23 protein-coding genes, 2 tRNA genes and 1 riboswitch are annotated in these 22,805 nt (G+C 46.8%); of the genes, 14 read left to right on the forward strand and 11 right to left on the reverse strand.

The genetic code is table 11. The features are described 5' to 3' along the window. Positions 1–12: 12 nt before the first annotated feature. The 7 genes from VNK96_07710 to VNK96_07740 all read right to left on the reverse strand — a co-directional run bounded on the left by VNK96_07710 (position 13) and on the right by VNK96_07740 (position 5,896). Positions 13–441, reverse strand: coding sequence for a metalloregulator ArsR/SmtB family transcription factor (locus tag VNK96_07710; GenBank protein ID HWP31592.1), 429 nt, complete (start codon positions 439–441; stop codon positions 13–15). A 9-nt stretch (positions 442–450) separates the two neighbouring features. Beyond that, entirely contained in the window at positions 451–1,944 is a 1,494-nt protein-coding gene (locus tag VNK96_07715; GenBank protein ID HWP31593.1) for an asparagine synthase-related protein, read from the reverse strand. Next, positions 1,944–2,594 carry a 50S ribosomal protein L25 gene (locus VNK96_07720; protein HWP31594.1) on the reverse strand — a complete coding sequence of 217 codons (651 nt, stop codon included), beginning with the start codon at positions 2,592–2,594 and terminating at the stop codon, positions 1,944–1,946. The genes VNK96_07715 and VNK96_07720 overlap by 1 nt, the downstream gene beginning before the upstream one ends. A gap of 151 nt (positions 2,595–2,745) precedes the next feature. After that, positions 2,746–3,558, reverse strand: coding sequence for a dihydropteroate synthase (gene folP, locus VNK96_07725; protein HWP31595.1), 813 nt, complete (start codon positions 3,556–3,558; stop codon positions 2,746–2,748). 192 nt (positions 3,559–3,750) lie between these two features. Beyond that, entirely contained in the window at positions 3,751–4,785 is a 1,035-nt protein-coding gene (locus VNK96_07730; GenBank protein ID HWP31596.1) for a DUF4097 family beta strand repeat-containing protein, read from the reverse strand. Next, positions 4,782–5,195: a DUF2089 family protein gene (locus VNK96_07735; protein ID HWP31597.1), complete on the reverse strand. Its 414-nt coding sequence runs from the start codon at positions 5,193–5,195 to the stop codon at positions 4,782–4,784. The genes VNK96_07730 and VNK96_07735 overlap by 4 nt, the downstream gene beginning before the upstream one ends. 95 nt (positions 5,196–5,290) lie before the next feature. Then, the gene (locus tag VNK96_07740) at positions 5,291–5,896 is read right to left on the reverse strand and encodes a flavin prenyltransferase UbiX (GenBank protein HWP31598.1); all 606 of its coding nucleotides are present in this window, start codon (positions 5,894–5,896) and stop codon (positions 5,291–5,293) included. A gap of 27 nt (positions 5,897–5,923) precedes the next feature. On the opposite strand from VNK96_07740, the gene VNK96_07745 reads away from it, so the two are divergent. Further along, positions 5,924–6,010: transfer RNA gene (locus tag VNK96_07745), tRNA-Leu, on the forward strand. A 49-nt stretch (positions 6,011–6,059) separates the two neighbouring features. Continuing rightward, the gene (locus VNK96_07750) at positions 6,060–7,280 is read left to right on the forward strand and encodes a cation:proton antiporter (GenBank protein ID HWP31599.1); all 1,221 of its coding nucleotides are present in this window, start codon (positions 6,060–6,062) and stop codon (positions 7,278–7,280) included. 43 nt (positions 7,281–7,323) lie between these two features. Here the strand turns inward: VNK96_07750 and surE are convergent, their stop codons facing one another. Continuing rightward, positions 7,324–8,112: a 5'/3'-nucleotidase SurE gene (gene surE / locus VNK96_07755; GenBank protein ID HWP31600.1), complete on the reverse strand. Its 789-nt coding sequence runs from the start codon at positions 8,110–8,112 to the stop codon at positions 7,324–7,326. Positions 8,113–8,382: 270 nt separating this feature from the next. Between surE and fliM the strand changes: the two genes are divergently transcribed. From fliM to VNK96_07795, 8 genes are read left to right on the forward strand one after another with little or no spacing between them, the layout of a single operon-like run. After that, positions 8,383–9,396 carry a flagellar motor switch protein FliM gene (gene fliM / locus VNK96_07760; GenBank protein HWP31601.1) on the forward strand — a complete coding sequence of 338 codons (1,014 nt, stop codon included), beginning with the start codon at positions 8,383–8,385 and terminating at the stop codon, positions 9,394–9,396. A gap of 2 nt (positions 9,397–9,398) precedes the next feature. Continuing rightward, positions 9,399–10,169: a flagellar motor switch protein FliN gene (gene fliN, locus VNK96_07765; GenBank protein ID HWP31602.1), complete on the forward strand. Its 771-nt coding sequence runs from the start codon at positions 9,399–9,401 to the stop codon at positions 10,167–10,169. Continuing rightward, positions 10,166–10,612, forward strand: coding sequence for a flagellar biosynthetic protein FliO (locus tag VNK96_07770; GenBank protein ID HWP31603.1), 447 nt, complete (start codon positions 10,166–10,168; stop codon positions 10,610–10,612). The genes fliN and VNK96_07770 overlap by 4 nt, the downstream gene beginning before the upstream one ends. Before the next feature lie 11 nt (positions 10,613–10,623). Next, positions 10,624–11,385: a flagellar type III secretion system pore protein FliP gene (gene fliP / locus VNK96_07775; GenBank protein ID HWP31604.1), complete on the forward strand. Its 762-nt coding sequence runs from the start codon at positions 10,624–10,626 to the stop codon at positions 11,383–11,385. Further along, positions 11,382–11,651: a flagellar biosynthesis protein FliQ gene (gene fliQ, locus VNK96_07780; protein ID HWP31605.1), complete on the forward strand. Its 270-nt coding sequence runs from the start codon at positions 11,382–11,384 to the stop codon at positions 11,649–11,651. Before fliP ends, fliQ begins: the two co-directional genes overlap by 4 nt. Further along, positions 11,648–12,397, forward strand: a complete 750-nt coding sequence (locus VNK96_07785) for a flagellar biosynthetic protein FliR (protein HWP31606.1) — start codon at positions 11,648–11,650, stop codon at positions 12,395–12,397. Before fliQ ends, VNK96_07785 begins: the two co-directional genes overlap by 4 nt. A 16-nt stretch (positions 12,398–12,413) precedes the next feature. Continuing rightward, positions 12,414–13,472: a flagellar biosynthesis protein FlhB gene (gene flhB / locus VNK96_07790; protein ID HWP31607.1), complete on the forward strand. Its 1,059-nt coding sequence runs from the start codon at positions 12,414–12,416 to the stop codon at positions 13,470–13,472. A gap of 6 nt (positions 13,473–13,478) precedes the next feature. Beyond that, positions 13,479–14,615, forward strand: a complete 1,137-nt coding sequence (locus tag VNK96_07795; protein ID HWP31608.1) for a glycosyltransferase family 4 protein — start codon at positions 13,479–13,481, stop codon at positions 14,613–14,615. 74 nt (positions 14,616–14,689) lie between these two features. On the opposite strand, the gene VNK96_07800 is transcribed toward VNK96_07795, so the two are convergent. The 3 genes from VNK96_07800 to VNK96_07810 all read right to left on the reverse strand — a co-directional run bounded on the left by VNK96_07800 (position 14,690) and on the right by VNK96_07810 (position 17,533). Next, a complete protein-coding gene (locus VNK96_07800; protein HWP31609.1) occupies positions 14,690–16,159 on the reverse strand; it encodes a VCBS repeat-containing protein in 1,470 nt (489 codons plus the stop codon). A gap of 255 nt (positions 16,160–16,414) precedes the next feature. Beyond that, positions 16,415–17,215, reverse strand: a complete 801-nt coding sequence (locus tag VNK96_07805; protein HWP31610.1) for a prepilin-type N-terminal cleavage/methylation domain-containing protein — start codon at positions 17,213–17,215, stop codon at positions 16,415–16,417. A 67-nt stretch (positions 17,216–17,282) separates the two neighbouring features. Next, positions 17,283–17,387: riboswitch (TPP riboswitch) on the reverse strand. Positions 17,388–17,458: 71 nt separating this feature from the next. Beyond that, positions 17,459–17,533 (reverse strand) — tRNA-Ile (locus VNK96_07810). Positions 17,534–17,609: 76 nt separating this feature from the next. On the opposite strand from VNK96_07810, the gene VNK96_07815 reads away from it, so the two are divergent. The 4 genes from VNK96_07815 to ppdK all read left to right on the forward strand — a co-directional run bounded on the left by VNK96_07815 (position 17,610) and on the right by ppdK (position 22,748). After that, on the forward strand, positions 17,610–18,209 hold the full coding sequence (locus VNK96_07815; protein ID HWP31611.1) for a sigma-70 family RNA polymerase sigma factor: 600 nt from the start codon (positions 17,610–17,612) through the stop codon (positions 18,207–18,209). Between the two features lie 80 nt (positions 18,210–18,289). Continuing rightward, positions 18,290–19,060, forward strand: a complete 771-nt coding sequence (locus VNK96_07820) for a hypothetical protein (protein HWP31612.1) — start codon at positions 18,290–18,292, stop codon at positions 19,058–19,060. A gap of 63 nt (positions 19,061–19,123) precedes the next feature. Further along, positions 19,124–19,927 (forward strand): prepilin-type N-terminal cleavage/methylation domain-containing protein, encoded by an 804-nt coding sequence (locus VNK96_07825; protein HWP31613.1) that lies wholly within the window; start codon positions 19,124–19,126, stop codon positions 19,925–19,927. 103 nt (positions 19,928–20,030) lie between these two features. Then, a complete protein-coding gene (ppdK, locus tag VNK96_07830) occupies positions 20,031–22,748 on the forward strand; it encodes a pyruvate, phosphate dikinase (protein ID HWP31614.1) in 2,718 nt (905 codons plus the stop codon). Positions 22,749–22,805: the final 57 nt, after the last annotated feature.

A 22,805-nucleotide genomic window follows, 5' to 3' on the forward strand; every position in this document is an offset into this window, starting at 1 on the left:
TATATATAAAGCCTATCTCGGGTTTTCTGCGAGAATATCTTCTTGGTGTGTTTCCCACATCTCTTCGATAATTTCGAGAATCTTTGCCAATCGAGGTTCACGCAAACTGTATTTTCTCGAAGAGCCTTCGGGTTCTTTTATCACAGCCCCGACCCGTAAAAGAACAGCCAAGTGTTGGGAGGCATTCGATTGCGAAATTCCCAATTCTGATGAAATCCTTCCGACGGTCATAGAGCCGTTTCGAAGTGCTTGAATGATTCTCAAACGTGTGGGATGCCCTAAAGCCGTCATCAACGAGGCGGCGAAATGTTGCATCGCACCGTTGCTCGTCTCCAGCAAATCGAGATAGAGCGGGAAATCACGGAGAGCTGCGCTCAACGTTTCGGATGCGAGTCCTTCCTCGATGTTAGGATTCTTGCGTGTTTCTTTCTGACGATCCACTGACTAATCCTACATTACAGTTCTTCCGACTAACGGAACATATTCCAGAGGGAATTTCGAATTCCATATTTGGAAGTAAAGAAGTTCGTCTTTCGTTCGAACATTCGGATAACCTTCTTTCTCCCTTGCATTATGGTTTTTCAAGTCTTCATCCGTAAAGACGGTTTCAGCATAGTTTTTTAGCACTTCCTGAATGCACGTAAACATTGTATCGTCAGAATCTGGGCGGTCAACCACCCAAGCAGGAAGTTGCGTGCTGAATGCCCTCCGCAAGCACCATTTCGAGCGTCCATCTTCACTCACTTTCATATTAGAAGGCAATCGGGAGACAGTATGCGCCAAACGACGGTCCGTAAACGGAGTACGTCCTTCTAATCCGAACGCATCCGTCATGCGATTCCAACGTTGGAGGTGCGTCCTATGAAGATTTTGCGTTATCGCATGGATTTCTGCTGATAATTTCTCGGTAAACATCGGACGCAGATATGGATATCCACCGAACAGTTCGTTCGCTGCATCTCCGCTAATGATAACCTGCACACTCTCGGATGCCTTTTTCAATGCGAAATAGTCTCCGACTGCATGACGTACGAGTGGAGCATCGAAAGATTCTAATGTGTGAATGATCGTAGAAAGGTTTTCTAAAATTTCCTGTTCCGTAACCTCTACATGAGTGTGGTCTGCACCTAACCAAGCGGCGACCTTTCGTGCCGTATGCCCGTCCTGACTCCCTGCCAAACCTACCGAGAAAGTTTTAATGCGCCGATTTTTTTGCGCTGCGATTGCTGCGATGATGCAACTTTCCACGCTTCCGGTTAAATAAATCCCGACTTCGGAATCTGCTTTCAAGGCTTTGTGAACTGCGTCTAAGACGAGCGCACCGACTAAGTCCGCTACTTCTTGCGGATTAATTGAAGTGTTTACAGGATGGGGGATTTGAAAATATCTTCGAGCACCTACACGACTATCCAAATAACATCCCGGCAAGAGTTCGGCGATCCTTTTCGATTCCGGCAGAAAGGCTTTCATTTGAGTCGCAAATATCCAGCCATCCCCTTGTCGGGTGAAGTAAAGCGGCTCAACCCCCAAAGGGTCTCGCGCTGCATAAAAACCATCCTTGTCTTTTATGACAAAGGCAAAGGAGCCTTCGAGATAGTGTACGCATTTCCGCTGTCTGAGTTTGTACAAAGACAAAATCAACGAACTATCTCTGTTGTCTTTTGGTTTCGGTTTGACGTGTTGCCGAAGACGCTGGGCATTCGTTAAATGGCCATTGTAAAAAATGTTCAATACACCCTCAGGAGAACTTGCCACTTCTACTCGCTCCACTCCGTTTTTCGAGGGAAGGGCGTAGAAAACCGCGCCGTTGGAAACGAACACGTTGGGTTCTAAAGCGGAGTCATCGAGGCTCAGCGATTGAGCCATTTTGCTCACCACTGATGAATCTTCGATATTAATTCCACATACCCATCCATTCATAAGATGACCTCTATAATTCGTCATTACTCCTCAGTCTCTTCCTTTTCCGCTTCATGTTTCGTTACCAATTCAGGCTCAGTGACTTCCGTTTCGATTTCAGGTGCTGCAACTTCACCGCGTACATGCGCTACGGAAAACAAAACCGTGTTAGGATGACGCGCTTCGACACCCTCCGGCAAAATCAAATCTCCCGCTGTGACGACATCACCTAATTGCAAATCGGAAATATCAACATAGACAACATCTGGCAGAGAAGCCAACCCTCCTGTTAATTCAACTGTCTCCGTGTTCTTAATCAATTGAGCGTATTTTTCCTTGACTGGCAGAGGCTCACCGACGGGAACGACAGGCACATTCGCATGAATTTTTCCTTTCCCGCTGATTTCCGAAAAACTCACATGAAGAACTTTCTTCGAAATCGGTTCCCACTGAATTTCTTTCAAGATAACGAGCCGCTCACCCTTATTTCCACTCGTCTTCAATTGCACGACACCGCCAACGCCGGATTTATGAACGGCGTTTTGGAGTTCCTTGAAATCCACGAGAACATGCTCGGCTTTTCCTTGAGGGGTGCTGATTACAGCCGGGACTTTTCCCTTTTCTCGAAGCATCGAAAGCTGTCCCCTCGTGGTCTTCTCTTCATGTGGAATGACGTTGAGTGTTTGGTACTTCATGCTACTTGCCTCTTTTTTTAGTATATTCGAATATTCTAAATATTTCAAGTATCAGAACGAAAAGAGGTGGGCGGTCACTCTGCTCTTTAGCGCGTGGGAAAGCGCATCCTGAATTCCCTTCAGAAGAAAGCTACCCAGTGAAGTCCTTCTTTCACGCTTGCTTCTGAATCGCCTCCCAAACCCGAAGTGCCTGGACAGTTTCTCTAACGTCGTGAACACGGAGAATTTTCACCCCTCGGGAAGCACACCACAGGCCAGCCGCAATCGAGCCGGGTACTCGTTCTCGAGGCTCCGGTTCCTCCGCAATTTTGCCGATGAAAGACTTCCGCGAGACCCCTACTAAAACGGGATAGCCCACTTCGACAAAGTTGCTGATGTTTCTCAAAATCTCGAGGTTATGCTCCAATGTTTTCCCGAACCCGATTCCAGGGTCGAGCCATATTTTCGAATGATGCACTCCCATACTTTCGAGGGTTTTGGCTTGAGTTTCTAAAAATGTGATTACATCGCCGACGACATCTCGGTAAACCGGATTCGTCTGCATCGTCCGTGGCTCTCCCAACATATGCATCACGATGCATATACAACCTGATTGTGCAGCGAGTTCTGCCATTTCCGAATCTCGAAATCCACGCACGTCATTTATAGCAACCGCTCCTAATTCGATTGCCTTTCTTGCAACATCGGGTTTAGTCGTATCACAGGAAAACGGAATGCCCTTTTTGGAGAGCGCTTCGAATATCGGAGTCAATCTACGCAATTCTTCTTCTAAAGGCACTGGTTCTGAGCCAGGTCTCGTAGATTCCCCCCCAACATCTATAAAGTCCGCTCCTTGCTCCACCATCTCGCAAGCGCGATGGATTGCATGCTGAGGAGCGAGGAACTGACCACCATCAGAAAAACTATCCGGCGTTACATTCAAAACACCCATCACGCAGGTGCGATTTTTTGGCAATTCGAACACGTTAGAGATTATGAACGCAAATCTCGCATCATACCGACGCCCTGAAGTGCGCTAAAACTTTTTATGATTTGATGATATTCAGACTAATATCTCCGTTCACGGTGTTTACAAAGAGTGTTCCCTCTCCTGCACCGAACCGGCCAGTTAACCTTTCCCTCGTCTTTTTTTCATCCGATATCTCTGCCTCGCTTCTTACAGTGCCTGCAACAGAAGAGAGCAGCACCTGCAATTATTTCCAGAGACGAGGTCGAGCAAAATGTCACCCGAAACTGTGCGCAGGCTCACAGACCCTGTTATCGGTTTCGAAAATTGGACATCTATATCGCCATTCACCGTTTCGAGAACGATGTTTTCCCCTGCAATCCCCTTTGCTTCGATGTCACCGTTTGCAGCGTTGACTTTGATGTTTCCTGAAACCGAATTCAATTCCACATCGCCAGAAGATGGGTTATCGATTTCGATATTGCCCGTCGTGTTCGATACTTCGACATCCCCACCGAGTGTTCCGATAACCACTTCACCCTCTGCACCTTGAACTTCTATATCTCCCGACCTTGCAGATATACGAACTTCTGCTCCAGTATCTTTTACTTCGACATCTCCATGGTCTAATTTGATATTGAGTTTCACTCCTTTAGGAATGTGAATTTCTAGTTCTTCGAATATTGTCAACGGGCTTTGCTTCAAAGTTATGGAATCCGCACTTTCTTCTAAAACCGGAGTCCATTTCGCTGCGCGTTCTTTGACGTCTTCCCTACTTTCGCCACGAATCGTCGCTTTCGCGTGAATACGCGCTTCGGAATATCCACCGACTATTTTCACATCGCAATGTGTGCATTCCAAATACAGTGTTTTTCCGGGTCGTATTTCGAATGGCAAATCCACAGAGGTGGTTTCGTGGTCTCGCATGAAAAAAAGAAATTCACCTTTTCCGAGCCCTTCCACGCTCGCGCGAAGTGTTTCCATTCCTTTCTGAGTAGCCATACGAACTTGCTCTGCAACTTCACGCCAATTAACACTTTCCATCGTTTCCTTCGTCATTCGCTCCAAGTAATCAATAAAACGTCGGAAAGGTTCGTCGGAAAATGCGCGTTTTTCATGTTCTATCTCGGTTTGTTCCGGCTCCGAATCGAAAGCCACGAATGCGCTAAGCAATTCGTAGGCATCCTCCGGCGTGAGTTTTCCTTCCTTGACCATGCGCAAGATTCTCAGAACTTGCTCTTTCACTTCGAAGCCTCCCTCATCGCTTTTTTCGCTTCTTCGGGTGTGATTTCTCCCGTTTCTAATTTCTCCAGAATTTCTTTTTGTTTTTCCAAAATCACGCGGCGTTGATCGGATGCTGCGAATTCCACGCTCGGATGCAAATCGAGCGCTTTGAGCAATGCATCCAATCTACTGCGCGCAGTCGGATAACTCATGCCCAGTTCCTTCTCGACACAACTGAGAATTCCGCGACACCGCAAAAACGTCAGCAAAAAACGAGTCTGTTCCGCATCCAATTTTTGGAACGGCAAAAGACGAAAACGTCCACGCACCGTTAGACCTGCCTTTTCATTCGTGAACTCGGTGATAATCCACTCTCCGAGTTTCCACAAAGCCTCGGGCAGACCGTCATGGAGTTTCGATTCGTCTGGCATGTAAAAAATTTTACGATGTAGGAAGGAAACTCGTTGCAAAAGTTTAGGAAGAAGTCCTGTTTTTATGAAAAAAGTTTATTTTCGCTTTTCGAAACTCACTCTTCAGCAAACTGCCATTGAGGAGTGAGAACTTGTTTAACGCCTAAATTGCTGAGCACGCGCGAAATCACCGTATCCGCTAAATCCTCCAAAGTTCTCGGATGGTGATACCAAGCCGGCGAGGCAGGCAAAACAATTCCTCCAGCCTCCGTAACACGCAGCATGTTACGAATCATTACGGCGCTAAGAGGCGTTTCTCGGATAACGAGTATGAGTTTCCTTCGTTCCTTGAGACATACATCTGCCGCGCGAGTGATGAGATCGTCACTGACACCGTTCGCGATTCTTCCTAAAGTGCCCATACTGCAAGGGATGACGACCATCCCGTCGTGCTCGAATGAACCGCTTGCGGGCGGAGTGAAATAGTCTTTCAAATCGAGAAAGCGTATCTGAGGAAAATCCTCGCCGAGTAAGGTTTCCGATGATAAGTTATCTCGCGTAACGTTCAAACCCAACTCGGTTCGCGCTACCTCCAGTGCATAGTCGGAGACAGCAACGAAAATTTGTTTAAAGTAGTGAGTCGCTTCTTTGAGGAAACGAACGGCGTAGATTGCCCCGCTTGCACCAGTTATGCCGACAACCAAACGAGATGTGGACATCATACTCAACGGTATCATAGCCTAATGTTAGCCCTGGTGGTGAAATTGGCAAACACGCTAGATTCAGGTTCTAGTGCCCGAAAGGGCTTGGCGGTTCGAGTCCGCCCCAGGGCACCATTTCTAAAAGCCTGTTTTTCCCTCCCCCTCTACTTGGTAAGATGACATCGTGGAGGATGTTTCACGGTTTCTATTCCAGATATTCATCATCTACCTCGCCGCGCAAGTCGGAGGAGAAATCGCACTCCGTCTTAAAATTCCGAGCGTAGTCGGTGAAATTTTCGCAGGCGTTCTCATAGGTCCGAGCGTTTTCAATTGGATTCCTCACACAGACACTCATCCTCCCCTCATCTTCGAAGTTCTTTCTGAAATCGGTGTCATCTTCCTCATGTTCTCCGTGGGCTTAGAAACGCGACTGAGCGCCGTAAAAGAAGTCGGAGGAATTGCATTTCAAGTCGCAGTCTTCGGAGTAATCGTTCCATTTTTGTTCGGTTGGGCATGGGCTGCAGGAATGGCTTTTCCGCTCACTAAGCAAATCTTTATAGCGACAGCATTCGTTGCAACTTCGGTGAGCATAACCGCAAGAGTGCTCAGCGACTTACGCGCAATTAATCGCGTAGAATCTCGAGTTATTCTTTCCGCTGCAGTTATTGACGATATTTTAGCGATGCTTCTTTTGGCTTCGGCTATTGCGATTCAGCCAACGAATGTGCAATCCACCCAAGTGCTTCCGGTGTGGCTGCATTTGACCATCCTCGCTACTCAGGCTATTATTTTCATTCTAATTATCACTGTTTTCTTACCACGCTTGATTCGAAAACACCATCGAGCGATGGAAGTTCCTGCTTCTCCTCATTCACCATTCATTCTTTCGATTACTTTATGTTTAGGATTGGCAGTAGTGGCAAACGAAATCGGGCTCGCCGCCATCATCGGTGCATTCCTTGCGGGGACAGTTCTTTCCGAAATCGGAGAAGAATACAAATTAGAAAACCAACTTCGTCCACTCCTCCTATTTTTAGGACCAATATTTTTTGTCGTTACCGGAATGAAAGTGAATGTCGAAGTATTTCAAAATTTTTCTTTAGTGCTCGCCATCATTTTAGCGACAGCGCTCGCCTTCGTTTCCAAGTTGATAGGATGTGCTTTCGGAGCGAGAAGTTTGGGAACGAGACGCGCGATTACGATTGGAATCGGAATGGCTCCGAGAGGAGAGGTGGGAATTATCATCGCAGCGGCAGGGTTGAGTATGGGTGCGTTCAGTGAATCTGGATATGCGACTATCATTATGATGTCCTTGCTCACTTCGATGATTGCACCGTTCTTTCTTGCAAAGCGATTGCATCCGAAAGGAGAGGTGCAAGAATCCGAACCGGATTTGATTACATAATAACCATCAAGTCTTGTAGCGAAGTTTGGTTAGATATTTTTCCTTATTTTTTACTAATTCCTCTTTGTTTTTTTACTAATTCCTCTTTTAAAGCGACAATCGCCTCGTGATCCGTCCAATCCAATTTTATGGGAGTTATCGAAACGAAACCTTCGTTGACCTCATGAACATCCGTTCCCGGTTCTTTTTCATCCATCACGATAACCCCCCCTTGCCAATAATAAAGTCTTCCCCATGGGTCGACCTTTCGGATGATTTGGTCTTCGTAAATTCTCGTTCCCATCCTCGTTATTCGAGTTCCTCGAATTTCGAGATACGCAATATTCGGAACATTGATATTCAAAAACGTATAGCGAGGGAGTTTTAATCCGATGAGCCACTCTAAATTTTCATCCAACCATTGCTCCGCAGTTTCATAATGAATGGGAGAATCCTCTACGAAAACGGCTATGGAAATCGCATAAGAAGGAACGCCGTTTATCGCCCCTTCCATTGCACCGGCAACTGTCCCTGAATACGTAACATCCCAGCCAAGATTCGGACCATTGTTAATGCCGCTCATCAAAAGGTCACAACCATTAGGAAAAAACTCCCGCAATGCTAAATTTACGCAATCTGTGGGCAAACCGTTAACTTCATAGGCTTCGAAGCCACCGGTAACATCCACTTCTTTCAAGCGCAAAGGGTCTCGAAGTGTCATTCCGTGCCCGCAAGCACTACGCTCATGATCAGGAGCGACTAAAACCACACGACCGAGCCTTTGAACGACATTCGCAAGTTTCAATAACCCTGGGCGATAAATTCCGTCATCGTTGATCAGCAAAATCTCCATTAGAAAACGAGTGTACCGTCCCTTCTGCCTACTCCCCTCTACTTACATATACAAAAGTTTACGAGCATATCGAGAGAGGCTGAGGAGAACTCCGAAATCGCCGATAACCGAACTGATAGCCCGTAAAAGGACAAGTCGGGCTATCGAGAATGCCCTAAGACCCTGAATAAATTCCGTTCTAACAACGACGCTCCCTACACAGAACGTCAAGGAGCGAGAATTGATAACACCCCAAAACAACTGGCTGGTGTTCGGACGAGAAAGCAAACTATGAATGACATGTTGTCGCCGGAAGAAATCGAGGCTCTGCTTTCTTCTCTAACGAGCGAAGAAAGAGCCACAGATGACGCTTCGATCGAGAGGCACATTTCGGGGGGACGTTCTCATTCGCGGCGTTCGGAAAGCTCGGGCGGCCGAGAAGTTCAACTCTACGATTTCCGCCGACCCGATAAACTTTCCAAAGAGCAAGTACGCACGATACAAATGCTCCACGAAAACTTCTCACGTCATGCGAGCGGTGCTTTTGCGGCATTGTTGCGAACACCCATTCATATCGAATTGACATCCATCGAGCAGAAACCTTACGAAGAATATCTAAAAAGCATCAATCATTCCCTTTTTACAATCCTTTCCTTATCTCCTCTAACGGGTCAGGCTATCTTCGAAATAGAATTCGAATTATTATTCAGCATGATCGATAAAATGCTCGGGGGATTCGGGAAAGCAATTAAAAGAACTGCTCTTACCGATATCGAACGACCTCTCGCCACGGAACTCATTCATCGCGTTTTGAATGCTTTGAAAACTGCATGGGAAGCGGTAGCAGTCATTCAACCTAAAATCGAAGTACCAGAAGCGAGTGCGCAATTTCTCAACATCGTTCCTTCGTCGGAAATCGTAATCGTAATGCTTTTCGAACTGAAAGTAGGAAATCAAAAGGGGATGATGAGTCTTTGCATTCCCTATTTGGTTCTAAAACCAATCGCCGTTAAACTTGCAACTCAAAAATGGACTACGCTCGGACAAAAAGAGAACCCGGTAACGAAAGAATATCTTTCTGCACATGTTTGCAAGACTTCCGTTCATTGCTCTGTTCGTTTGGGAACTACAAAACTCAAAATGCGCGATTTCATTCGACTCGAACCGGGTGACGTCTTGATTTTAGACCAAACCGTCGAAGAAGACGCATTTCTTCACATCGGAGACTTTCCCAAATTCACAGGCAGAGCGGTTCGAATCGGTAAGAAATTAGGATTTCAAATCACCGGAAAAATCAAGGAGTAAAAATGTCGAACAAATATCGAGAACTCATCGAGCGCTTCCAAAATCTTCAACCTGAGTTTTGCGATTCTCTTTCCAGTTCGCTATCAGAAATTCTCGACCGTGAGTGTTCTTTGACTTTCACCTCGATTTCTACGACGAACCTGGAAAATGCTTTAAAAGAATTCCCCGGCAAGGTTTCAGTGATTGGATTCGCATTCGAAGAAATCCCAAGTCGACAATGGATGATTCTTCCCACCGATGAATTCATTCATGAAGAAACCATAACCAATGCATTGGCTCGTTGTTTTTCATTGGCTCTCTCATCGGTCGAACGTATTGATAGCCCCCCCTCCGATTTACGGACGGAATTGATATGTTCTCGGTATCTCATCGAAATGGGAGATAATCCGCAAACCCTTCTTTGGCTTTTCGACGGGAGTGTATTGCAAAAAATAATAGGCGAGAGCACTTCGAATGTCGAGGAGCAAGACGCAACACCTGTTTCCGCAAAACAATCACAGAAGGAACGCGATTTCGAGATATTGATGGACATCCCGCTGGACATCAACGTAGAGTTAGGTCGTGTGAAGTTAACCGTTCAAAAGATCATCGAGCTCACCCCGGGAAATATTATCGAATTAGAAAAAACTGCGGGTGAACCGGTAGATGTATACGTGAATGGGCGGCTCGTGGCTAAAGGGGAGGTTGTCGTCGTCGAAGAAAACTTCGGAGTTCGCATAACGGAAATTTTGAGTCCTCATGACCGTATCGGCAAGTTATCGGAGGCTGCGTGAAACCCTTCTTGATTGCCGCAGGTGAAACTCTCGGATTCGATTCTTTGAAAGAAGACCCAATTCCACCTTTCTCTTCCGATGGTATCGGTTTCGGATGGATTTCGCTTTTCAAACTTCTTTTAGCAGTTGCTCTCGTTATTCTCGCGATTCGCTGGTTGCTACCGAAATATATTCATCGTTTTTCGAAGCCACGAACCGGGGGGGAAGACTCTGAACTTCGAGTATTGGAAAGTCTGCCCATTGCTGGGGGGTCTTTGCATTTGGTAAAAGTACGCGAGCAGGTCTTGCTCATCGGAAGTTCTCCGAATACAATATCATTGATCGCGAATCTCTCTGAAATCGAAGAACTCCCTGATTTGAAACACTCTGCCGATGAGGAACCAGCAGAAAATAGCGACCGATTTAAAGAAGTTCTCGCACGGTTACAGCGTCTCGGAGGATGAGAAACTTATTCATGCCTATTCGCTTTTTGCGTCTTCTTTTTCTTGTCCTTTTCCTTTGTCTAATTTCGATCGCATATTCTCAATCTGCCAATCAAGGGCTTGCAGTTCCGTCCGTTCGTTTGGGAATCGAAAACGCATCGAAACCCGAAGAAGTCGCTACGAGCCTCCAAATCCTCGCCCTTCTCACGATTCTCAGCCTCGCGCCAGCCTTGCTCATGATGACGACAGCATTCACGAGAATCGTCGTGGTTTTCAGTTTCCTGCGCACCGCACTCGGCACTCCTACCATCCCCCCCAATCCTGTTTTAATCGGATTGAGTTTGTTTCTGACATTCTACGTTATGTCACCGACACTGGAGCGAATGAACAACGAAGCACTACAGCCTTATCTAAAAAAACAAATCACTTTGGAACAAGCAAAAGACAAAGCATGGAAAGCCGGAAGGGATTTCATGATTCGTCAAACTTATAAAAAAGATTTGTCTTTATTTGCCAATATGAGCAAAAAACAATTTCGCAACATCGAGGATGTGGGATGGCAACAACTCGTGCCGGCATTCGTTCTCAGCGAATTAAAGACTGCGTTTATCATCGGATTTTATATTTTCGTTCCCTTTTTAGTGATTGATTTAGTCGTCGCGAGCATTTTGATGAGCATGGGAATGATGATGCTCCCTCCGGTCGTCGTCTCTCTACCTGCAAAGGTGTTGGTTTTCTTGCTCGCCGATGGGTGGAGTATTCTCGTTCAAGGTGTTTTAGGAGGGTTCCGATGAACCAATCCGAAGTTTTAGAAATCGGACGCCAAGCGATGAACGTCGCTCTTCAACTCAGCTTGCCCGTTCTCAGCCTCACCTTGCTCGCGGGTTTGATTGTCGCAATTTTTCAAGCAGTAACCCAAGTGCAGGAAATGACACTCACGTATGTCCCGAAAATTTTAGCCGTGATTGTCGCTTTGCTCTTATTCGGGTCGTGGATGCTTTCTACCATAGTAAGTTTCACCGCTCAATCCTTCCATTCCATTGAAAGAGTAACAAAATGACATGGGATATTCCCTTGTTCGTTGCTTTTTTAGCGGCGTTTTTACGCACTTCCGCAATGTTCTTGGCAGCCCCACTATTCGGGGGGATCGGAATTCCGATTATGGTTCGCGTGTTTTTTGCGGGCGCAGTGTCGCTGGCTCTTTCGCCACTCATTTACGGAAACGTCACGACTCCTGAGACGCTCTATGATTTATTGTCTCTCGCATTTCGCGAGATTGCTTTCGGGCTTGCGCTCGGTTTCTGCGTAAACTTAGTGCTTTCTGCGGCAGAATCCGCAGGCGCGTTTCTCGATATGCAGATTGGGTTGGGTTTGGCATCTTTGTTAGTTCCTAACACCGAGATCCCTACGAGTATCCTTTCTCGCTTCAAATTCATGTTGGCGTTGGTTTTATTATTCGTAACGAACGGTCATCACATCATGATGAATGCACTCGTTCGAAGTTACACAACGAATAGTGCACTAACTTTAGAATCATCGCTAACTACGCTTTTGAATGGATTGGCTTCTTTTTCGATGTTGACTTTGCAAATTGCCCTGCCTGTGGCAGCGGCGAGTTTTATGGTAGATGTCGCGATGGGAATTATCAGCCGCGCTGTCCCTCAAATCAATATACTAATGGCAGGACTTTCGGCAAAACTACTCGTTGGAATCCTCGCGCTATCTCTCGTTCTTCCTGCACTCGGCTATGGTATTTCTGAAGCGATCGACACTTTCGGAAACTTACTCAATGGACTCCTGAAGTAATTTGTAAAATAGATTTATGGCAGAAACGACGCAAGAAAGAACAGAAAGAGCGACTCCGCGCAAGCGGCAAGAGGCGCGCAAAAAAGGAACCGTCGCGCGTTCCCTGGATTTATCTTCGTCTTTCGCTCTTCTCCTCGCTGCGATTTTGTTGCCTTTTTTCGGTGTCGGTCTCGCTCTCGCTCTCAAAGAAAGCGTGAAAGCCGGACTTGCTTCGCCGAATTCGAATTTCGAAATCGGCACTCTCGCGAATCACGTGTGGGTGATCGTAAAACCTGTTGTCATCGCTTTTATTCCGTTTTTGTTAATTAGCCTTGCTGGGGTGGTGGTGAGTTTCGCGCAGGTCGGCTTTCATTTTTCTTCGGAACCGCTCAATCCGAAATTCGAAAGAATCAACCCCGTCGAAGGATTCAAGCGTTTATTTTCCCGTCGCTCACTTTTCGATTTCTTTAAAACTTTGGGAAAGTTTTTCATCATCGGCTATATCACATGGCACGACATCACGAGCAATTGGAGTGGGCTTTTGAGCCTTACGTACTTGACACCGAATCAAGCGATTCCATGGATTGGTTCGGTCATCGTTAGTCTCCTCCTTAAAATTGCATGTGCATGGCTGATTTTGGGAGTTCTCGATTATTTATTCATCCGCTATCAACTCGAACGAGAATTACGCATGACGAGAGAGGAATTCAAACGCGAAATGCGCGAACAAGAACTTTCTCCCGAATTACGCATCGAAATGCAACGTCGGAGACAACGTTTGGCACGTGCGCGCATGATGGCGAACATCAAACATGCCGATGTTGTTATCACGAACCCCGTCGAATACGCTGTCGCATTGAAATACGACAGCAAACGCTACCCAGCGCCTATCGTTTTAGCGAAAGGTCATCTGCGAATGGCAGAACGCATCCGTGAAGAAGCGAAAAAAAAACGTATTCCCATCGTCGCAAACCCCCCTTTAGCGCGTTCGCTCTACGAACAAGTGGAAATTGGCGAAATGATTCCCACAGCACTTTTCCAAGCAGTCGCCGAAGTGCTCGCATACGTTTTTCGTACGAAAAACAGAAGGCTCTAAGGTAAATTGCGAAACAGTTTGAACAGACTTCGAATCCTTTACGGGTCGCATTGGTATCTTCCCTATTCTTTGGGTCTCGTAAACGAGTTAGCCCATTCGCACGACGTTCTTCTCGTAACTACAAACTATGCCCTCTCTCAACTCGGAAAGGAATGGAAGGAGATGCTGAGCCCTAAACTTTCCTATGAAATCGAAGGGGATACGAGAATGCGGTTTCAACAACCGCCTGGTTATTATTTCCGATGCTATCGCGCGATGACGAGGAGATTGCGCGAATTCAATCCTCACATCATTCATTTTCAAGAAACGCATAACCCCCCATTGATGTTAGTGTTTTTGACGTTTCTTTTTCGCAAAAAACAACCTTTTATCCTCACGATTCACGACCCCGAACCGCACACAGGTGAAAGCATAAAAGGCTATGCACTACGAAAGCCTTTGCTCGACAAAGTTCGCCATCGTGCGAATCGTATTCTCACGCTTTCGGAATTCAACAAACGAGAACTCTTACGCATTTATCCGAAAATGAACCCCGAGCGAATTCATGTCGTTCTTCATGGCGTGATGGATTTTTTTCTGCGATGGAAAAACCCCGAATACGAAGAGCAGAAAGGGAACGTTTTGTTTTTCGGCAGAATGCAGAAATACAAAGGTTTAGATGTGCTTTTAAAAGCGTGGGAGAAGGTGAAGGAAATACCCTATGCGAAATTGGTTTTGGCAGGAACGGGTCCCGAGTCGGATGCTCTCGAAAATCCAATAAAAGGAGAAAAGAGCATCACGATGCTCAATCGCTTTTTAGAGGGTCCGGAAGTCGCACGTTTGATGTGCGAAGCGTCCTGCGTAGTCCTTCCCTACACAGAAGCTACGCAAAGCGGAGTTTTAGCGATTTCCGTCGCATTCGGAAAACCGAATATCGTCACCCGCACGGGGGGGCTTCCCGAAATGGTGGATGACGGTATTAACGCTCTCGTCATCCCTCCGAACGATTCAGATGCTCTCGCCGACGCGTTGATTCGCATGTTAAAAGACGATGGTTTGCGTAGACATTTTTCCGAGGAAACGCGAAAACTCGCAGAAACGAAGTTGTCGTGGAAGACACTAACGCGACAAGTAGAAGAAATGTACTACGAAGCGATTCAATAACTGTAGCAGCGCCGTAAGGCGCGTTTGTAACGAATTATCTTCCCTCTGTGCCGAGTAAATAATTTTTTCTTTTTCTAAGGCTTGACTACCCCGAAAACGCCATCGCGTGTATTCCGTACGTGGTAGGTAGGCCATTCCATTCCCGTTTTCCTCTTGTATGTCCAAGGCAATGTGTAAAGATACACATTCACGACATTCTCAGCAAAAGCGACAACGGCAAGTTCGTATGTACCGTTTCCATCCACGTCTCCAATCGTCGCGCTGTTCATATACGTGAATCCGGTGGGGCGCAGAGGAAAATTAACGATGTCCCCCCCTGCTTCGGTCACCCCGAACAAAAAACCATTTCCGCCAATCGTGACGTTGTGGTCCGCAAAGATTTCGTGCAATCCGTTTCCTTCGATGTCGGCAACCGTAAGTGGACCATCCGAGCCCCCACCATGCGAACTGTAATAAGGAAATCCATTCCGTACTTGTCCGAAACGATCCCAAATCCAAAAGCAACGAGAATTCCCGCTGAAATATCCCGCTTGCCCCCCCGCAATATCCAGAATGCCATTCCTCTCCATATCTGTAACCGTCGGAGGGCAATATGTCCAAGTGTCGGCGAATTTTGGCCACCCGGAAAAAGCGCTTCCGTCATAGCGATAAACATAAAATCCCGGTGCATTACCGTGAGCACCTACGATGATCTCCAATTTTTTATCGCCATCCAAATCCGCAAGTGCAGCGGATTGATAACTGAAATTCGCATTCGGTATTTGCTTCGGCCAACCCGGCATTATCGTTCCGTCTTTTCGGATCAAATACATGGAAACGTAAGAAGTGTAAAACACTTCCTTGTTCCCGTCTCCATCTACATCTCCGACGGCAGCGCTTTGCGCAGGAACGTGATCAATGGTTACGGGCCAATTGCCCCCCCATTCCGTGCCGTCTTTTTCGAAAACATGAATTCTTCCGATGGGATATGCGCGCTCTCCGACGATGATCTCTAATTTACTGTCTTTGTCCAAATCGGCAAGCACAGCACTATATTCGACATTGTTTCCATTCAATGATTTGGGCCAACCGGGCAGAACTTTTCCAGTATTGTCGAAAACGTAAAGTCGTCCGCCGCTCGTCCAGCCACGCGTCGTCTGTACGATTTCGACTTTGCCATCTCTATCCAAATCCCCTACGCTCGCAGCCCACTGCGGAAAACCGATAGTCGTTACAGGAAAATTCCCATAGGGCGTTCCATCGAGTTTCCACGCATACAATTTCCCCAGCGTGCTCGGGACGATGATTTCGAGTTTTTTATCGTTATCTAAGTCGGCGAGAGTCGCTCCTCTGATCGGGGCAAAATTGGGGTCGGAAGGGATGGTTTTTGGCCATCCTGGCATTTGAGGAGGCTCATCGCGATAGGATTCGTCATAAACGATAAACGGAACAGTCTCCACAATCGCACGAGTAGCAACTGGCTCATCGGGCGGGGTGATTGTGATGACACGAGCGACAGGTTCGCATAAAGAAGTCGTAAACAACAAAGCTCCTATTATCAACATTTCCTTTCTCTCCTGATAAAATGACTGAATATATTTATTTTTATTATACAAATTCTCACAGCAAAAAACGTGCAATTTTTCGAAAAGGCAAACAATTAGAAAAGTATAAAAACACACAGTAAGTCGCTCCGTTAAAGCCTTCCTATTGGAAGCGGGAGATCCCAATGATTAAAAAAATCGGTTCCCCTTGCGCAACAAGGAGAACCGGATGGATACGGACATCATTCTCTAAACATGACAATCATCGAATACAGGCTAATCGCAAGCCCAATACCACGTTCCCAATTCATCATGAGGATCGCCTGAGCGATGACCTTCTGGGTCTACGAAAGTATCGTCGAAAAGCGCAGATCCCCCGATGTGTTTCGCGTGACTGTCTGCGAAAATCATCGTTCCTCCAGTCGAATGCCATTTCCGATAAAAGTTCCATGGAGGTGGACAGTCATACCCGTATCGAGCACATGCATCCTGCGTAATCTCGTCGTCGAAAAATGTGAACATTTCGTCGCGCAAGATGCGCGTTTCCGCGGGAAATTGCACGGCTGATTCTAAAACCACTTTCGTGTAATCGAAAAGAACGTTGTTTTGAGAGGATTCATTCTCTACAACCGTGTACATACATTTCGTGAAGCGGTAACTGCTCCCGTATGCATCCCAGTAACTCGTGGAAGTGGGAACATCCTTGTCCGTATATGGTCCACCGGTATCTAACGGACATTTAAAAACAGGATTCAAACCCGCATAGGTCTGCCCCGTTGCCGCATCTACTTTTGAGCTTCCTGACGTATACGGTGTGAGCAAAACTTCCACACCTTTATGTCCAGGCTTTCCTGCGGGGGGCTGACTGTTATATGCGTAAAAAATGGGAAACGTCCCATCGTAATCTTCTAAATACATTGCGACTGCTTTTCCGATTTGATTCCCATTCGATAGACATGCAGTTCTATGCGCGGCTTCCTTTGCGCGCTGAAACACGGGGAAAAGAATCGCGGCGAGAATAGCGATGATGGCGATGACGACTAAAAGTTCGATGAGTGTAAACGCCTTATGTTTCATAAGCAACCTCCATTTTCATGACTGTTAAGCCGAAAGCCGTTCCCATGCGGAACGGCTTTCGAAAAATCTTCCCAGCCATCCGCTTTCCTACGCCGGCACTATCCGGATCAGGTTCGAAGGGTCTCCCGAATGTCGGGACTCTCAGCCTTTTCAGGCTCCCCTAGCGGTAACGGCACTTTTCGGCGTTTAGTTAATACTACTCCTTTTATCGAAATTCTGTAGCAATTTTAAATTGCTAATCTCTGGTGGGCCCGGCTGGATTCGAACCAGCGACCAAGCGGTTATGAGCCGCCCGCTCTGCCACTGAGCTACGGGCCCCCTCGATAAATTAACCATATTCGAGGATACCGAGTTTAATAAATTCGAAAAAAGCCCGCAGGTAACCTGCACATTGTTGTTACGTCCTAAAGAAAGAATGTTATCCGAAGCGTCTCGTAGTTCTAGTCCCATCGAGGATGCCGATGCTATTCTCGTCCGTCGCTTCATCGCGGGGGATTCTCGAGCATTCGATGAAATCTACGACCGCTACAAAGAAAAAGTTTACGTAATTGCAAAAGGAATACTGCTCAATCCGGAAGATGCTTCCGATGCCGTTCAAGAAACCTTTACGCTGATTTACAACAATCTGCCCAAATTCGGGCAGCGTAGTCGACTGAGCACGTGGATTTTCCGAATCGCAGTCAATACCGCAATTCAAATAAGCCGCAGGCTGAAATACCGCAGTCGAATCAGACCGTTGGAGGAGGCAGAGGAACTTACAAAAGAGGTCGAGGAAGAAAAGGACACCTCTAAGGTCTATCGAGCATTAGCAACGCTAAAACCCGACGATAGGGCTGTTCTAACGATGTTTTACTGGGAAAACATGTCTCTGGAAGATATCGGGGAAGCCCTGAAATGCGGTGCGAATGCGGCAAAGACGAGACTCTACCGAGCAAGAGAGCGTTTCAAGGAAAGATATGAGTTACTGGAAAAACAATCTAAGAGCGAGGAATGACCCCTCTACGGTGACTTTCCGACCCCTTCGAGCATCTGATTTTACAAATGGTTTGTGCGTGCGTTGTGAGGATGGATTAAATGAAACACGAACGAAGAATTCCTCCGGAATTAGACGAACTTCTATGGGTCGCGGCAGAAAGTGACAATCCTGAAACCCGAGAGGAATTTGCACGCAGGTATCCCGACCTCCGTGCAACCCTTGCCACACGTCGTGCCATGGTAGAAGCCCTTCGCAGATCAAAGCCCGAGGCTCTAAAAGAACTCAAACTCTCCTTCCAGCGCCCTGTTCAGAAACGACTTTTGCGGACATGGCGACTCATTGCGATTCCCGCCGCATTAGTCCTCCTTTTTGCTTTGGGATTTGCCGCCTACTTCGTTACTAATAACTTGCAATCACCGACGAAAGAACAAAATGAACGAATCTCACAACCCGACATCGGAACCGCGCCACAAGAAAGCGAACCAAAGAAGGGGCTTGAGCCAATTTTGGTGCCTCCTGGGGAGACTTCGAATGCTCCGAAGATGGAATACGAACAGTTACAACCTTCCCTTCCCTCTCCACAACAGCCTTCTCAAACAAAAACAGTCTTGGTCGTATTGCCGAAAGGAGAAACCACGCTGCTCGATCTTTTGACGGATATCTCGAATCAAAGCCATAAACGCTTCGAACTCTTGCCTGGAGTTCAAAACGTGCGCATAAAAGTGCGTCCGGTTTTAGGCGATGGTCAACCTATACCATTGGACGAAGTTTTGGCGATGATCGAGCGTGCTGCACCTGTACGAATTATCGATAATGGTGAGGAGGGTTACTTAGTTTTTCCCGAAGACATGGTAAATTCCGATGGATAAAACGAGCAAGAACGGAACTTGCGATAAGTTACGTCCTGTAACACAAGATATTCGGAAATTCCTATGCGCAAACAAGTGAATAAATTCCATTCGGCTTTCACTCTAATCGAACTTCTCGTCGTCATTGCCATTATCGCGATTCTTGCTGCGATACTTTTTCCCGTTTTCCAACGGGCGAAGGAGTCTGCAAAACGAGCTGCATGTCTTACACAAGCCCAGCAACTCGGCATGGCGGTGAGCATGTACACAGATTCTCATGACGGAAATTATCCGATGGCTGCAAACTTCGGGCTCCCCCCTGAAGATCCCTTAAGAATTTGGACTATGCAAGTCTTCCCTTACGTGAATAACCGTCAAATTTTTATCTGTCCGAGTACAGATGGAAAGTTTGCTGCAGATTGGGCTACGCGCGGAGAGATGACTATCGGTTTCACGCAAGCGACTGCTTACGACGCGAATGGTTGCGATGAGGGCTCTTTCGACCCGGATGTATGCGAAGGCTTCACGACGGTTGCATCTATTATCAAACTCGAAGAGCCGAGCCGGGTCGCGCTTTTCGCTGATACTCCCGGTGGTCCGCTATCGTTAAAGTACCGAGGATATCTTTTTAGCCCTTACAATGGCCTCGATAACCCAAATTATCCCGAATTAGGATTACCTCTTATTTCTGATCGAGACTTGGTTTTAGAACTTCAGAACCTGCCTCCAGGAAAACTAAAGCCCATCTGGGCAAGGCATCAAAGAACAGGCCGTGACGATGGTTTTACGAACGTGATTTTCGGAGATGGGCATGCGAAAGGCTACAGCGCACGCATGATCCTCGCTATGGAAAACGGCGCGAATATCATCTGGCGATTCCGTCTTTAGCCATCGAAGGTAAACTACTCTTCGTTACACGCGATTGGACACCTCGAGCGCACGATGAGTCCGCCCGGTAAACAATCGACACTCTTCCATCTTTTCTAAAGCAATGAAAGAAACAGAAAAAACCATAACGACGAAAAAACGTGTTTATCTTTTCCACGAAGGTTCAGCCGATATGCGCGATTTACTGGGGGGGAAAGGCGCAAATTTAGCAGAGATGGCTAATATTGGCCTTCCGGTTCCACCAGGATTCACCATCACGACAGAAGTTTGTCGCGAATACTACGCGAACAACAGAAGGCTTCCTGATGGATTAATGGACGAGGTGCGGCAATGCATTTCGGAAATAGAAAAACAAATCGGGAAAAAATTCGGCGATCCTTCGAGTCCTCTTTTAGTTTCCGTTCGTTCCGGCGCGAAATTCAGTATGCCGGGAATGATGGACACGATTCTCAATTTGGGTTTGAATGAAAAAACACTCGAAGGCTTCATACGCGCAACAAACAACCCGCGTTCCGGATGGGATGCATACCGCCGCTTGCTCGTCATGTTCGGAGATGTCGTTTTAGGAATCCCAAAACAACACACCGAGAGCATCCTCGCAGAATACAAGGCGAAAAAACAAATAAAATTGGACACGGAACTCACTGTCGAAGATTTACAATACATTTGCAACGAATATCTAAAACTCATCAAAAACGAAACCGGGCAAGAATTTCCACAAGACCCATGGAAACAATTGGAAATGGCAATCGAAGCCGTGTTCCGCAGTTGGAATAACGAGCGGGCAATCGTTTACCGAAGACAAGAAAAAATTCCGGACGACCTCGGAACGGCGTGCACTGTGCAGGCGATGGTTTTCGGGAATATGGGAGAGGATTCAGGAACAGGCGTCGCTTTCACGAGAGACCCTTCGACGGGTGAAAAAATCATTTATGGGGATTATTTGAGCAATGCGCAAGGGGAAGATGTCGTCGCTGGAATTCGTACCCCTATGCCGATTAGCGAATTAGAAAAGAAGCATCCAGAACTTTACAGACAATTCGAAGAAATCGCCGATAAGTTGGAACGACATTATCGCGATATGATGGACATCGAGTTTACGGTCGAGAGAGGCAAACTTTACATCTTGCAATGTCGCGTAGGAAAAAGAACGGGAACCGCAGCAGTAAAAGTCGCTGTGGACATGGTGAAGGAGTCTTTAATTTCTAAAGAGGATGCTATTGCGAGAATTAGCGCTTCACATTTAGACCAACTTCTTCATCCTCGAATAGACCAATCCTATCTTGCAGAGAACGGAATCAAACCTATCGCTAAAGGAATTCCTGCATCTCCGGGCGCTGCAACGGGAAAAGCAGTTTTCGATGCGGACCGCGCTGCGGAACTCGGCCATGAAGGACAGAAAGTGATTTTGGTGCGGAGCGAAACGAATCCCGACGATGTGCACGGAATGCTCGCATCGCAAGCCATCGTTACCTCACGGGGGGGAAAAACTTCTCATGCCGCGGTCGTTGCAAGAGGATTCGGAATTCCCTGTATCGTTGGATGTGAAGGGATAGACGTAGACGAAGTGAGTCGTACATTTACCGCGAATGGAATCGTAGTGCGAGAAGGTGCATGGATTACCGTAGACGGAACAATGGGAGAACTCTATAACGAAAAACTTCCATTAATCGAACCGGAAGTGAGTGGCGATTTCGCAGAGTTTATGTCCTGGTGTGACGAATTTCGAAGATTAGGAGTGCGCGCGAATGCAGACAACCCTCGAGACGCACGAACGGCGCTTCGATTCGGTGCGGAAGGCATCGGTCTTTGCCGCACGGAACATATGTTCTTCGGAAGAGACCGACTGCCCATCATGCAGCAAATGATCCTTGCGGAAACCGAAGAAGAACGAGAACTCGCCCTCGATAAATTGCTCACGATGCAGCAGCGCGACTTCGAAGGAATCTTCGAAGTCATGGATGGGAAGCCTGTTACGATTCGTCTCTTAGACCCCCCCCTCCATGAATTTCTTCCCTCCTACGATGAACTCTTGAAGCAAGTCGTAGAGTTGCGTCTCGCCCTTAATACTTTAGGTGGAGAAGCAATAAAACAAGTCCTCGAAGACAAACAAAAACTGCTTAACATCGTGGAAACGATGCGAGAAGCGAACCCGATGCTCGGTTTGCGTGGGGTGAGACTCTCGATTCTTTATCCGAGCATCGTCGCAATGCAGACTCGAGCGATTCTCAATGCCGCAATAAAAGTCAAAAAAAGAGGAATTCACGCAGAACCGGAAATCATGATTCCTCTCGTCGGTCATGTTAACGAATTGAAATTCGTTCGAGAAAAATTAGAGCAAGTGGCAACAGAAGTCGTGCAAGAAGCGGAACAATCTATTCCCTACAAATTCGGAACGATGATAGAAATTCCCAGGGCATGTCTCACTGCAGACGAAATCGCCCAATATGCTGAATTTTTCAGTTTCGGAACGAACGACTTGACGCAAACGACTTTCGGTTTCAGCAGAGACGATGCCGAAGGAAAATTCCTCGGAAAATACATCGAATTGAAAATCTTGAATGATAATCCATTCGAAACCTTGGATAAAGCTGGCGTAGGCGCTCTTATGAAATTGTGTGTGGAAGATGCGAAGAAAACGAATCCGGTCATTAAATTAGGGATATGCGGAGAGCATGGAGGAGACCCTGCTTCGATTGCGTTTTGTCACGAGTTAGGTCTCGATTACGTGAGTTGTTCACCTTTCCGAGTGCCGATTGCTCGTCTCGCTGCTGCTCAGGCTGCTATAAAAGCAAGTGAACGAGTTATAGAAGACAAGTAATTTCTTAGGCACAAAAAAATCATTTCTTATAGGAGCGCTGTTAGGCGCGATTTAATT

It is taken from the genome of Fimbriimonadales bacterium, from assembly GCA_035559795.1.
GTDB lineage: Bacteria > Armatimonadota > Fimbriimonadia > Fimbriimonadales > ATM1 > DATMAR01.

Coding starts and splice junctions, on each gene's coding strand:
- VNK96_07715 (HWP31593.1), bottom strand. CDS start 1,944: ATGACGAATTATAGAGGTCATCTTATGAATGGATGGGTATGTGGAATT.
- VNK96_07720 (HWP31594.1), bottom strand. CDS start 2,594: ATGAAGTACCAAACACTCAACGTCATTCCACATGAAGAGAAGACCACG.
- VNK96_07735 (HWP31597.1), bottom strand. CDS start 5,195: ATGCCAGACGAATCGAAACTCCATGACGGTCTGCCCGAGGCTTTGTGG.
- VNK96_07740 (HWP31598.1), bottom strand. CDS start 5,896: ATGATGTCCACATCTCGTTTGGTTGTCGGCATAACTGGTGCAAGCGGG.
- surE (HWP31600.1), bottom strand. CDS start 8,112: ATGGAGATTTTGCTGATCAACGATGACGGAATTTATCGCCCAGGGTTA.
- fliM (HWP31601.1), top strand. CDS start 8,383: ATGAATGACATGTTGTCGCCGGAAGAAATCGAGGCTCTGCTTTCTTCT.
- fliN (HWP31602.1), top strand. CDS start 9,399: ATGTCGAACAAATATCGAGAACTCATCGAGCGCTTCCAAAATCTTCAA.
- fliP (HWP31604.1), top strand. CDS start 10,624: ATGCCTATTCGCTTTTTGCGTCTTCTTTTTCTTGTCCTTTTCCTTTGT.
- fliQ (HWP31605.1), top strand. CDS start 11,382: ATGAACCAATCCGAAGTTTTAGAAATCGGACGCCAAGCGATGAACGTC.
- VNK96_07785 (HWP31606.1), top strand. CDS start 11,648: ATGACATGGGATATTCCCTTGTTCGTTGCTTTTTTAGCGGCGTTTTTA.
- flhB (HWP31607.1), top strand. CDS start 12,414: ATGGCAGAAACGACGCAAGAAAGAACAGAAAGAGCGACTCCGCGCAAG.
- VNK96_07800 (HWP31609.1), bottom strand. CDS start 16,159: ATGTTGATAATAGGAGCTTTGTTGTTTACGACTTCTTTATGCGAACCT.
- VNK96_07805 (HWP31610.1), bottom strand. CDS start 17,215: ATGAAACATAAGGCGTTTACACTCATCGAACTTTTAGTCGTCATCGCC.
- VNK96_07820 (HWP31612.1), top strand. CDS start 18,290: ATGAAACACGAACGAAGAATTCCTCCGGAATTAGACGAACTTCTATGG.
- VNK96_07825 (HWP31613.1), top strand. CDS start 19,124: ATGCGCAAACAAGTGAATAAATTCCATTCGGCTTTCACTCTAATCGAA.
- ppdK (HWP31614.1), top strand. CDS start 20,031: ATGAAAGAAACAGAAAAAACCATAACGACGAAAAAACGTGTTTATCTT.